The 11393-nt window shown below is 70.3% G+C and carries 12 protein-coding genes; 8 read left to right on the forward strand and 4 right to left on the reverse strand.

Annotation, left to right across the window (positions count from 1 at the left end; all coding sequences use genetic code 11):
* From Q0L11_RS03855 to Q0L11_RS03870, 4 genes are all read left to right on the forward strand, one after another.
* On the forward strand, positions 1-2274 hold a 2274-nt coding region (locus tag Q0L11_RS03855; RefSeq protein ID WP_296595531.1), incomplete at its 5' end, for an isoleucine--tRNA ligase.
* Positions 2271-2756 carry a signal peptidase II gene (gene lspA, locus Q0L11_RS03860; protein WP_296595532.1) on the forward strand — a complete coding sequence of 162 codons (486 nt, stop codon included), beginning with the start codon at positions 2271-2273 and terminating at the stop codon, positions 2754-2756. The genes Q0L11_RS03855 and lspA, both read left to right, overlap by 4 nt.
* 70 nt (positions 2757-2826) lie before the next feature.
* Entirely contained in the window at positions 2827-3387 is a 561-nt protein-coding gene (locus tag Q0L11_RS03865; protein WP_296595533.1) for a DUF3035 domain-containing protein, read from the forward strand.
* A 7-nt stretch (positions 3388-3394) separates the two neighbouring features.
* Positions 3395-3598, forward strand: a complete 204-nt coding sequence (locus Q0L11_RS03870) for a DUF1737 domain-containing protein (RefSeq protein ID WP_296595534.1) — start codon at positions 3395-3397, stop codon at positions 3596-3598.
* 2 nt (positions 3599-3600) lie between these two features.
* Here Q0L11_RS03870 and Q0L11_RS03875 read toward each other — a convergent pair whose 3' ends face one another.
* Entirely contained in the window at positions 3601-4560 is a 960-nt protein-coding gene (locus tag Q0L11_RS03875; RefSeq protein ID WP_296595535.1) for a TraB/GumN family protein, read from the reverse strand.
* A gap of 63 nt (positions 4561-4623) precedes the next feature.
* On the opposite strand from Q0L11_RS03875, the gene mutL reads away from it, so the two are divergent.
* A complete protein-coding gene (gene mutL / locus Q0L11_RS03880) occupies positions 4624-6474 on the forward strand; it encodes a DNA mismatch repair endonuclease MutL (RefSeq protein WP_296595536.1) in 1851 nt (616 codons plus the stop codon).
* Positions 6475-6636: 162 nt separating this feature from the next.
* Here the strand turns inward: mutL and Q0L11_RS03885 are convergent, their stop codons facing one another.
* Positions 6637-7410: a MerR family transcriptional regulator gene (locus Q0L11_RS03885; protein WP_296595537.1), complete on the reverse strand. Its 774-nt coding sequence runs from the start codon at positions 7408-7410 to the stop codon at positions 6637-6639.
* Positions 7411-7497: 87 nt separating this feature from the next.
* Here Q0L11_RS03885 and Q0L11_RS03890 point away from each other — a divergent pair, with 87 nt between their 5' ends.
* Both Q0L11_RS03890 and Q0L11_RS03895 read left to right on the forward strand, forming a co-directional pair.
* Entirely contained in the window at positions 7498-7905 is a 408-nt protein-coding gene (locus Q0L11_RS03890; protein WP_296595538.1) for a VOC family protein, read from the forward strand.
* 168 nt (positions 7906-8073) lie between these two features.
* Positions 8074-8349 carry a YjhX family toxin gene (locus Q0L11_RS03895; RefSeq protein WP_296595539.1) on the forward strand — a complete coding sequence of 92 codons (276 nt, stop codon included), beginning with the start codon at positions 8074-8076 and terminating at the stop codon, positions 8347-8349.
* A gap of 4 nt (positions 8350-8353) precedes the next feature.
* Here the strand turns inward: Q0L11_RS03895 and Q0L11_RS03900 are convergent, their stop codons facing one another.
* Positions 8354-9934: an ATP-binding protein gene (locus Q0L11_RS03900; protein WP_296595540.1), complete on the reverse strand. Its 1581-nt coding sequence runs from the start codon at positions 9932-9934 to the stop codon at positions 8354-8356.
* Between the two features lie 115 nt (positions 9935-10049).
* The gene (gene rsmD / locus Q0L11_RS03905) at positions 10050-10613 is read right to left on the reverse strand and encodes a 16S rRNA (guanine(966)-N(2))-methyltransferase RsmD (RefSeq protein ID WP_296595541.1); all 564 of its coding nucleotides are present in this window, start codon (positions 10611-10613) and stop codon (positions 10050-10052) included.
* Between the two features lie 89 nt (positions 10614-10702).
* Here rsmD and Q0L11_RS03910 point away from each other — a divergent pair.
* Positions 10703-11393: enoyl-CoA hydratase/isomerase family protein (locus Q0L11_RS03910; protein WP_296595542.1), on the forward strand; the 691-nt coding region annotated here is incomplete at its 3' end.

Here is an 11393-nt window from a genome sequence, read left to right on the forward strand (position 1 = left end):
GAGGTCGAGTACCACGACCACGTCAGCCCCACGATCTGGGTGAAGTTCCCGGTGGTCGAGGGCAGCGACGCCGCCCGCGGCGCCTCGGTGGTCATCTGGACCACCACGCCCTGGACCATCCCGGCCAACCGCGCGGTCAGCTACAACGAGGCCATCGCCTACGCCGTCTACCAGGTCGAGGCCATGGAAGAGGGCCTGGAGTTCGAGCCCTGGGCCAAGGCGGGCGACCGCCTGATCGTCGCCGAGAAGCTGGCCGACGATGTCTTCAAGGCCGCCAAGATCGCCAAGGCCCGCCGGGTCGAGAAGGTGGACTGCCAGGGCATGGTGCTGGAGCACCCGCTGGCGGGGCTGGACACTCATTACGCCTTCCAGGTGCCGATGCTGGCGGGCGACCACGTCACCGACGACGCCGGTACGGGCTTCGTGCACACCGCGCCGGGCCACGGCGCCGACGACTACCTGGTCTGGCTGGCCCACGGCCATCGCGAGATCCCGGAGACGGTCGACCCGGACGGCGCCTACTACCCGCACGTTCCGCTGTTCGCCGGCCTCAAGGTGCTGGAGACCGAGGGCAAGAAGGCCGGCAAGTTCGGCCCGGCCAACGGTGCGGTCGTGGAGAAGCTGATCGAGGCCGGCCGCCTGCTGGCGCGCGGACGGATGGAGCACAGCTATCCGCATTCCTGGCGTTCCAAGGCCCCGGTGATCTTCCGCAACACGCCGCAGTGGTTCATCCGCATGGACGAGCCGGTGGATACGAAGGAACTGGGCGGCCGCACCCTGCGCGAAGCGGCGCTGGAGGCCATCGAGGCGACGGCCTTCTATCCGGCCCAGGGCAAGAACCGCATCCGCTCGATGGTCGAGAGCCGCCCCGACTGGCTGATCAGCCGCCAGCGGGCCTGGGGCGCGCCGCTGGCCATGTTCGTCGACAAGGAGACGAACCAGCCGCTGCACGACCCCGAGGTGGACAAGCGCATCGTCGAGGCGATCAAGGCGGAGGGCGCGGACGCCTGGTTCAACCGCCCCGTCACCGACTTCCTCGGCGGCCACGACCCCGACCGCTACGAGAAGGTCGAGGACATCCTCGACGTCTGGTTCGACAGCGGCTCCACCCACGCCTTCACGCTGGAGAACCGCGCCCACACCAAGTGGCCCGCCGACCTTTACCTGGAGGGCTCGGACCAGCACCGTGGCTGGTTCCAGAGCTCGCTGCTGGAAAGCTCGGGCACCCGCGGCCGCGCGCCGTACGACGCCATCCTCACCCACGGCTTCACCATGGATGAGAACGGCGAGAAGATGTCCAAGTCCAAGGGCAACACCGTCGATCCCGAGGTGGTGATCCGCGAGAGCGGCGCCGAGATCATCCGGCTGTGGGCCGCCATGATCGACTACGCCGACGACAGCCGGATCGGGAAGACGATCCTGCAGACCACGTCCGACGCCTACCGCAAGCTGCGCAACACGGTACGCTACCTGCTGGGCGCCCTGGCCGACTACAGCCCGGACGAGGCGGTCGAGCTCGACGAGATGCCGCCCCTGGAGCGCTTCATCCTGCACCGCCTGTGGGAGTTGGATGCCCAGGTCCGCACGGCCTACGAGGGCTACCTCTTCCAGGACGTGATCCGCCCGGTGCTGGACTTCTGCCAGAACGAGCTGTCGTCGCTGTTCTTCGACGTCCGCCGCGACAGCCTTTACTGCGACCAGCCGTCGTCGCCGACCCGCCGCGCCGCGCGCACGGTGATGGACGCGGTGTTCGAGCGCCTGACCGCCTGGCTCAGCCCGCTGATCCCCTTCACCATGGAAGAGGCGTGGACTACGCGCTTCCCCGAAGGCCATTCGAACTGCCTGCGGGTGATCCCGACCACGCCGGCCGAATGGCGCAACGACGCCGAAGCCGCCCGCTGGGCCAAGGTGCAGCAGGTGACCTCGGTCGTCACCGGCGCACTTGAAGTCGAGCGCCGCGAGAAGCGCATGGGCGCGGCGCTGGAAGCGGCGCCGAAGGTCCACGTGGCCGACGCCGAGCTGCTGAGAGCGTTCGAGGGTCTCGATCCCGCCGAAGTCTTCCGCACCAGCCAGGCCACCCTGGTCGCCGGCGAAGGCCCCGGCTTCAAGCTCCCCGAAGTGGCCGGCGTCTCGGTCGAGCCGCTGAAGGCCGAGGGCCGCAAGTGCGCCCGCTCGTGGCGGATCCTCCCCGAGGTCGGCAGCGATCCCCGCTACCCCGACCTGTCGCTGCGCGACGCCGAGGCCGTGGCGGCCTGGGACGCGGCCCACGCATGAAGGTGACCAAGAACGGCTGGACGGCCTACGCGATCGCGCTGGCCGTCATCGTCCTCGACCAGCTCTCCAAGTATTGGATCCTGGGCGTCCTGCGACTGCCGGAACAACAGCCGCACGAGGTGCTCTGGCCGCTGCAGTTCACCCGCATCTGGAACGAAGGCGTCAGCTTCGGCCTGCTCCAGGCGCAGCACGACGTCGTCCGCTGGGGGCTTGTGCTGTTCTCGCTGGGCGTCGCGGCCCTGCTCGCCGCCTGGGCGCGGGTGCAGCCGCGCCTGCTGCCGGCGCTGGGCCTGGGCATGGTGATCGGCGGCGCCGTCGGCAACGCCATAGACCGCGCCCGCTTCGGCGCCGTGGTCGATTTCATCGACGTCCAGCGCCTGGGCTTCTTCCCCTGGATCTTCAACGTCGCCGACAGCGGCATCACCATCGGCGTGATCCTGCTGTTGCTCGACAGCTTCCGTCCGCAGCGCCCTGCCGCATAGCGTTGGCTGCCGGACGCGATTAGGGTATCTCACGTCACCCGGCCGGGGGGCCGAAGGAGTCTTCAGCTATATGCGCGCTAACCGACTGATCGTGGCGACCGCTCTGGTCGCGGCCGCGGGCCTCGCCGGCTGCCAGTCGACCCAGAAGGCCCTGGGCATGTCCAAGGTGACCCCCGACGAGTTCCGCGTCGTCACCAAGGCCCCGCTGGTGGTGCCGCCCGACTACGCCCTGCGCCCGCCGGCCCCCGGTGAGCCGCGCCCGCAGGAGCTGCAGCCCGAAAGCGCCGCCCGCAACGCCCTGCTGGGCCAGCGCGAGGCCGAGCAGCGCTCGGACGGCGAGAAGCTGCTGGTCGCCAAGGCCGGGGCCGAGAAGGCCGACCCGCTGGTGCGCTACGTCGTCGACGACGAGTTCGGCGACATCGCCCACAAGGAAAAGAGCTTCGCCGACCGCGTGATGTTCTGGAAGAAGGACGACGCGCCGGCCAAGCCCGCCGCGGGCGCCGGCCTCGACAACTCCAACGCCCCGGTGGACGCCGCCGCCGAGCAGGAGCGGGTCGCCAAGCTGACCGGCAACAAGCCGATCACCATCCAGCGGGAAGCCAAGTCCAAGATCAAGCTTCCGGGCCTTTAGGCTTCGGATGAAGGCCTATCGCTACCTGACCGGGCCCGACGATTCCGCATTCTGCCACCGGGTGACCGTGGCGCTGAACGCGGGCTGGTCGCTGCACGGCTCGCCGACGCTGACCTACGACGCGGAAAGCAAGCGCGTGATCTGCGGCCAGGCCATCGTGAAGGATGTCGACGGCGACTATTCGCCTGACGTGAAGCTCTCCGAGCTGTAGGCCTACTCCTCGCCCGGCGTCTTCACCGTGAAGCCCTGGGCCTTGAGGCGTTCCAGCACCCCGTTCTGCGCCAGCAGGGGGCGCAGCGGGACCAGGGCGATGGCGTGCCCCGGCGTCTTCAGCGCGCCCGCAATGGCCGCGGCCTCGTCGGCCTTGGTCCGTTCGTCGTAGCTCCGCCCGCCGGCCACCGCAGCCAGGCACCGCTCATAGGTCCGCTCGTTCTGCAGGGCGCCTTCGACATCGCCGGACGCCCAGGCCCGCGCTGCCGCCAGTGTCACGCCCGGCCCGGCCTCGGCCTGGGCCAGCACCTCGTCGAAGCAGACCCGCCCCGTCGACGCCGGCGTGCGGATGATGCCGCCCAGTTGCGGTCCCAGGTCGTAGCTCTTCTCGATGACCTTCACGCCCTTCCGCTGCGCCAGCAGGCGCACCAGCTTGGCCGGGTCCATGTTGGTGAGCTGGGAGCGGTCCCGGTAGTCGATCGCCAGTTGCACGCCCGCCGCCAGCGGATTGGACGTGTTGTAGTGCTTGGCGTCCTGGCCCAGCCGCGACCTCACCGTGACAAACCTCGCCTTTGTGCCGGCGTCGAGCCGCTCCTCGAACGGCCCGCCCGACTTCAGCCTCATCAGGTTGAACGCCGTCCCGATCGAGCCGCCCACCTTCGCCCGCACGTTGACGAAGGGCAGGATGACGACATTGGCGCCCTCCAGCCGGCGCTCGAAGATCGCCCGGTCCCATTCCATCCGCTTGGGCGCCAGCGAAGGCACGCCCAGGACGTAGACGGTGGTGTCGCCGTCGGACACGCGCCACCAGGCGGGCCCCGGCAGGCGTCCGCGCACCACCAGTTCCTCCACCAGCGTCGCGTCGGGATCGTCCACCACCGGATTCAGCGGGACCTGGGACGCCGCCGGCTGGGCGAGGCAGAGGCCGACCACCGTGGCGAGAGAGGCGAGGCGTTTCAGCACGGACTGGACCTCATGGGGACGGCGGCTCCTTGGAATCGTACTATGTAGGAAGGTCTAGCGCCCATGCCGATCCGCCGCCTTCCGCCCGAACTGATCAACCGCATCGCCGCCGGCGAGGTGGTGGAACGCCCCGCCAGCGCGGTCAAGGAGCTGGTGGAGAACGCCCTCGACGCCGGCGCGTCCGAGGTCCACGTCCAGGCCGACGGCGGGGGCCTCTCCCGCATCCTCGTGGCCGATGACGGCCAAGGTTTGTCCGCCGACGAGTTGCCCCTGGCCGTCGAGCGCCACGCCACCTCGAAGCTCGCCCCGGACGACGCCGGCGACTACGACCTCCTGCGCATCGCCACCCTGGGCTTTCGGGGCGAGGCCTTGCCCTCGATCGGCTCGGTGGCCCGCCTGTCGATCACCAGCCGCGCTCGGGGTCTGGCCGACGCGCACGCGATCTTCGTCGAGGGCGGCGCGGTGGGCGCGGTGGCTCCCGCCGGCTTCCCTGGCCCCCACGGCGCCCGCGTCGAGGTCCGCGACCTCTTCTACGCCACGCCCGCGCGCCTGAAGTTCATGAAGTCCGAGCGCTCCGAAGCCCAGGCGATCACCGAGGAGCTGAAGCGCCAAGCCATGGCGCACGAGGCCGTCGGCTTCGCCCTCGACCTCGACGGTCGCCGGACGCTCCGCCTGCCCGCGGAGGCGGCGGGTGACGAGGGCCGCCTCGCCCGCCTGGGCGCGATCATGGGCCGGGAGTTCTCGGACAACGCCCTGCTCATCGACCACGAGCGCGAGGGCGTGCGGCTGTCGGGCTATGCCGGCTTGCCCACCTACAATCGCGGCAACGCGGCCCACCAGTACCTGTTCGTGAACGGCCGCCCCGTGCGCGACCGCCTGCTGCAGGGCGCCTTGCGCGGCGCCTACGCCGACTTCCTGGCCCGCGACCGCCACCCCGCCTGTGCGCTCTATGTCGAGCTCGATCCGACACTGGTCGACGTTAACGTCCACCCGGCCAAGGCCGAGGTGCGGTTCCGCGACCCGGCCCTCGTCCGTGGCCTGATCGTCAGCGGCCTGCGCCACAGCCTCGCCGCCGCCGGCCACCGCGCTTCCACCACCGTCGCGGCCGCGGCCCTGGGCGGCTTCCGACCCCAGTCCTATCCGCCGCCGCGGCCCTCGGGCGCCGGCTTCTCGGCCTGGAGCGCGGGCGGCTGGCAGGCGGCGGCCGCCGCCGTGCAATCGATCCCCGGCCTCACCGAGGTGTCGGCCCGCGCCGAAGCACCAGACGGCGACGAACCGAGCTACAATCCCGGCGTCGCCGAGCCGCCCGGCGCCCCGGTGTTCGACCCCGTCGACTTCCCGCTGGGCGCCGCGCGGGCCCAGGTGCACGAGACCTACATCGTCTCCCAGACCCGCGATGGCGTGGTCATCGTCGACCAGCACGCCGCCCACGAACGCCTGGTCTACGAGCGCATGAAGGGCGAACTCAGCGAGGGCGGCGTGGCCCGCCAGGCCCTGCTGCTGCCCGAGGTGGTCGAGCTGGACCCCGCCGAGGCCGAACGGGTCGTGGCCCGCGCCGACGAACTCGCCGCCCTGGGTCTCGCCATCGAGAGCTTCGGCCCGGGCGCGATCCTGGTCCGCGAGGTCCCGGCCCTGCTAGGCGAGACCGACGTGGCCGGCCTCGTCCGCGACATCGCCGACGACCTGGCCGAGAACGGCCAGGCCCTGGCGCTCAAGGAACGCCTGGAGGAGGTCTGCTCCACCATGGCCTGCCACGGCTCTGTCCGCGCCGGCCGCCGGCTGACCGCGCCCGAGATGAACGCCCTGCTCCGCCAGATGGAAGCCACGCCTCACTCCGGCCAGTGCAACCATGGCCGCCCCACCTACGTGGAGCTCAAACTGGCCGACATCGAGCGGTTGTTCGGCCGGCGGTAGCGCCCCGCTCCTCCGCCGCATCGCGGGAGAGGTGGCAGCCGTAGGCTGACGGAGGGGGCGCAAGGCCGAAAGCGATGAGCAGGCCGCTGCGCGCCCCCTCCGTCTCGCCGCGTGCCGCGCCGATCCACCTCCCCCGAAGTCTTCGCTTCAGGGGAGGAGCGGTCAGCCCAGCTCGTTCTCCGCGAACCTCCGCATCGCCGTCTGCAGATACTCGGTCATCCCTGCGACCTGGGCCTCGTACCGCGCCCGGAAGTCGGGGTGGTCGCCGTACAGCGTCGCCAGGTTCTCGTAGGCTGCCCGGCTCACCGGCATCGGCCACTGCTTCGCGATCCAGGCGCGGTGGCGGGCGGTCAGCGCCTGCACGGCCGCACTGTCGGCCGGAAGACCGGACGTCAACGCCTTCACGAATTCGGCCTCGATGTCGGCGATCTCCGCCTGGGACGCGTCGAAGTCCGCCTGCTTCCAGCCCTTCTGGATGTCCTTCACGGCATCGATCGATCGCTGCACGCCCGGCCCGTAGCGGTCGACCAGCCAGGCCTCCTGCCTCGCCTGCTTGTCGGGGTCGAAGCCCCGGTACATCGCTTTCTCGTCCATCGTCTTCGCTCCTTCGAGGGCGGCGAGGGTCTCGTCGATGGTGCGGACCAGCCGGCGCGTGCGCCGGGCCTCGTCCGTCAGCCGTTCGCGGTGCGCCTTCAGCGCCGCCACCCGGTCGAAGCCCGGGGCATCCAGCACCTGCGCGATCTCGTCCAGCGGGAAGCCGAGCTCCCGATGGAACAGAATCTGCTGCAGGCGCAGGAGCTCGTCCTTGCCGTAGTAGCGATAGCCGTTGGCGCCGATGTCGGCTGGCTTCAGCAACCCGATCTCGTCGTAGTGGTGCAGCGTGCGGACGCTCACGCCCGACAGCCTCGCCACCTCGCTGACCGTGTAACCACGCACCGTTCTCGGGTCTCCTCTGCCGATGGCCGGATCACTCAGGTCTCACGCCGCGTTAGGGTCAACACCCAAGCGAGACGGAGCAGACCGATGGAACTCCACACCGGCCGCCTCATCGACCACATCCACCTGCGCACGCAGGACCTCAAGGCGGCGAGCCGCTTCTACGGCGCGATCCTTGACGTCCTCGGCATCCCGTACGTCGCCGACGACACCCACTTCCAGGCCGACGAACTGTGGATCGACGTGGGCGGCCAGCACAGCCACGTGCACCTCGCCTTCCAGGCCAGGGACCGGGCCACGGTCGACGCCGCCTACGAGGCCGCCATCGCCGCGGGCGGCAAGGACAACGGGCCGCCGGGCGAGCGCTCGTACCACCCGGGCTACTACGCCGGCTTCTTCCTCGATCCCGACGGCAACAACATCGAGGCGGTCTTCCACGGCCCCGCCGACCGTTCGGCCGACAGCGTCACCATCACCTTTGAGATGCCGAAGTAGGCGCCTTGCCACCCGGACGAAGCTCCACCATCCTTCGCCGCATGTCAGAGAATGTGTCCGAGGCCCGGGCCTAACCGCCGACCGGAACCTCGTCTCCCGGCGACCAGGCCCGTTTCGTCCGCACCCTTCCGCGGGTGCGTCTCGTCACGCCTGACCTCGGACATCTCCTTGAACATCTCCAAACCGCAGCAACGGACGCTGCATGCGCTCGCCCAGGGCGGCGCCATCCTGCTCGAACGCGACGAACGTGGCGCCCTGCTCGACGCCCAGTGCATCACCCACGAAGGCTGGCGGCTCTCGGGCTGCGACATGACCGTCTTCCGCAGCCTCAAGAAGAAGAAGCTGATCGCCAGCCGGAACGGCGGCCCCTACCGCATCACGCGCGAGGGCCTGCTCTGCCTGCGCGCCCAGCTCGACAACCGGACCGGCGCGCGGGCCTGGTGACGATCTAGGCGGCCACCGCCTCGCCGGCCCGGTCCACCTGCAGCACCGCGCTCATGGCCGCGAGCAGGCGCTCGGGCTTGATCGGCTTCTCGACCACGCCGTTCATGCCGCTCAGGCGGTAGAAGGCGGCGTCGGCCGGGTCGGCGTTGGCGGTGAGCGCCAGGATCGGGGCCTGGGAGGCTGCGCCGCCGCCTGAGCGAATGCGGCGCGTCGCTTCCACGCCGTCCATGCCGGGCATCTTGATGTCCATCAGCACCAGGTCGAAGCGGCCGCTGTTCACCGCGGCGACCGCATCCTCGCCGTTGTCCACGGCCTCGCTGGAGCAGCCGAACATCTCGCACAGCGTCTGGGCCACCATCCGGTTGGTGGCGTTGTCGTCGACGATCAGGACGTGGACCGCCTCGCCGGCCTCCACCGTCTCGGGCGCGGGCGCCTCGACCTGCGGCGCAGGGAGACGATGCAGCGGAACCTCGAAGCTGAGTTCCGCCCCGCCCACGCGTGACCGGGCGGCGATGACGCCGTTCATCCGCTTGACGATCTGCCGGCAGACCGCCAGTCCCAGGCCCGCGCCCCCCTGGCGCACGCCCTCGTCGGTCTGCTGGAACGGCGCGAAGACCGCTTCCAGCCTGTCGGCGGGGATCCCCGGCCCGGTGTCGGTCACCACGCCGCACAGGCGCGCGTAATCGCCCTCGACCGTCGCCGAGAGGCTCACGTCCACATGGCCGTCGCTGGTGAACTTCAGCGCGTTCCCCACGAGGTTGTTCAGCACCTGGCGCAGGCGCACTCGATCGGCCAGCACCCACAGGTCGGCCGGGCCCTCGTAGGCGGCGTGCAGATCCAGCCCCTTGAGCTCGGCCTGGGCGGTCCAGAGGCCCAGGACGTCGTCGAGGATGTGCGAGGCCTGCAGCGGCGCCTCGTCCAGCTCCAAGCCCGCCGCCTCGGCGCGTGACAGGTCGAGCGCATCGTTCAGCAGCCGCAGCAGCGCGCCGCCGGATTCCAGGATCGTGTCGATGAAGGGCCGCAGGTCCGGCTGCTCTGCCTTGCGCTTGAGGATCTCGGCCACGGCCAGGACGCCATTGAGCGGCGTGCGGATCTCGTGGCTCATCACCGCCAGGAACCGGCCCTTGGTGGCCAGCGCCTCGTTCGCCTCCCAGGCCAGGCGGCTCATGGTCTCGGCGTGGCTGCTGGCGGCGGCGGCCGAAGCCTGCAGCAGGGCCAGCGCCGTCCCGACCCCGGCGTACTTGCCCCCGCACGTGACGATGAAGCCGTGCAGCATCTCCGAGGGCCGCTCGGCCAGGACGCTGCCGAAGAACTCGGCCAGCGTGACGTCGCCGTCCACGACCACCGGATCGCGCTTCATCATGTGCGACGTCGGCCGCTTGGACCACAGGGCATAGCCGTGCTGGGCCGCCATCAGAACGAGGAAGGCGTTGCGCTCGACGAGGCCGACCGGCGCGCCGGACTCGTCCACCACGGCGATGGCGAGGGTGTCCGGCTCCTCCTGGAAGCGCTGGTACACTTCGGCGCCCGGAGTCGAGGGCGACACCGGCGGGATATGCGGCGCGATGTCGAGCAACAGCGTCATGCCGGACTCCGAATGGAAGCGCGGCAAGAAATCGCTGAGCGTCCCTAATGAGACGTTAGAATAACCAGTCTTCGAAGGACAAAGTTTTGCGACAGTTTTACGACGTTGCCTGAAACTATTGCTGCTTCAAGAAATAAACCTTCGCAGCCCCGTAATCGCGAACATCGATCACTGTAAATCCCTTGACCTCGGGAGGCGGCTCGGCGGCGCCCCGCTCGAACACCACCAATGCGCCGGAGGCCAGCCAGCCCCCGGCGGCCAGCCGCTCCAGGGCCTGCTCGCCCAGCCCCTTCGCATAGGGAGGGTCCAGGAAGGCCACGTCGAAAGCCGGTCCGTCCGCGCCCGGCCGCACGCCCAGGTCCGTGGCGCTGCGCCGGTGCACCCGTGTGCGCCCGAACAGGCCCATCGCATCGACGTTCTCACGGATCGCCCCACGCGCCGCCTCGTCGGTCTCGACGAACAGGCAGAAGCTCGCCCCCCGCGACAGGGCCTCGAACCCCAGCGCGCCCGAGCCGGCGAACAGGTCGATGACCCGGCGATCGCGCACGCCGTCGGACCACGGCGCATGTTCCAGGATGTTGAAGATCGCCTGCCGGGCGCGGTCGGACGTGGGCCGCGTCGCCTCGCCCTTCGGCGCGACCAGCGCCTTGCCGCGGAATTCGCCTGAGACGATGCGCAAAGCCTGGCGCTCCCCTTCCTAATCCAGCCCTCCCGATCCAAGGTTTGCCCCCAGAAAGCAAGAGACGGGCAAAGCAAGAGGAGGACGCCATGGGCCTGGTGACGGTGGAGCAGCGCGGCGGGGTCGCGATCATGATCTATGCGAACCCGCCGTTCGGCACGATGACCGCCGCGGGCTCGCAGGAGATGCTGGAGGCCTTCCGCCCGCTCGCCGCCGATCCCGCCGTCCGCAGCGTGATCGTCACCGGCGGCCTGCCCGACATCTTCATCCGGCACTACGACGTCGGAGAGCTCTCCGACATGAGCGACGCGGCCCAGGGCGCGCCGCCGCCTCCGCCCCCGACCGAACCCGCCAGCCGCCCGAGGCAGGGGTTTCTTGCGCTGGTCGACGAGATCTTCGACGCGCCGAAGCCGGTGGTCGCCGCCATCAATGGCCTCTGCATGGGTGGCGGCTTCGAGCTGTCGCTTGCCTGCGACCTGCGGATCGCCAGCCCCAACGTCGCCGCCATCGGCCTGCCCGAGACGCGCGTCGGCATCTTCCCGGGCGGCGGCGGCACCCAGCGGCTGCCCCGCGTCGTGGGCGAGGCCAAGGCGTTGGAGATCATCCTGCGCGGGCTGACCTTCGACGGCGCCAAGGCCCACGAGATCGGCCTGGTCCATGAACTGGCCGACGACCCGCTGGCCCGCGCGCTGGAGATCGCGGCCGAATGGGAGGGCCGCGGCGCCGACGGGATCGCCTACGCCAAGCGCCTCACCCGCGCGGCCCTCGACCGCCCGATCT

Source organism: Phenylobacterium sp. (assembly GCF_024508875.1).
Lineage (GTDB): Bacteria > Pseudomonadota > Alphaproteobacteria > Caulobacterales > Caulobacteraceae > Phenylobacterium.